Annotated in this window: 1 protein-coding gene; it reads right to left on the minus strand. The window is 57.7% G+C overall.

The genetic code is table 11. The annotated features are described in order from the left end of the window. The coding region (locus tag AC1DF0_RS32230) for an FAD-dependent oxidoreductase (protein ID WP_477577648.1) at positions 1–357 on the minus strand (357 nt) is incomplete at its 3' end. Positions 358–456: the final 99 nt, after the last annotated feature.

Genomic DNA, 456 nt, shown 5'->3' on the forward strand with positions numbered 1-456 from the left:
GTATTGGGCCGAAGCGCCGGTGGCGATAATCAGCGCATCGCAGGTGTAGGTGCCGCTGTCGCCGATGAGCTCGAACGGGCGCTGTTGCAACTTGGCGGTATGGATGTGGTCGTAAACGATCTCGGTGTCGAAGCGTTCGGCGTGTTTCTGCATGCGTTCCATCAGCACCGGGCCAGTCAGGCCTTCGATGTCGCCGGGCCAGTTGTCGACTTCGACGGTAGTGGTCAGCTGGCCACCGGCCTGTATGCCGGTAATGACAACGGGTTTGAGGTTGGCGCGAGCGGCATAAACGGCTGCGCTGTAACCGGCAGGGCCGGAACCCAGAATGATCAGGCGGGAATGCTTCGCTTCACTCATAAAAACACCTCATAAGCCTTTGTCACAAAAGAGAATGCATGCTCAAATTGGACTGCGCGTATTGTGCTGTTGGCTATGCTGGAGCCAAGGGTCTCAAGC

It is taken from the genome of Paenibacillus sp. 05T425, from assembly GCF_056396205.1.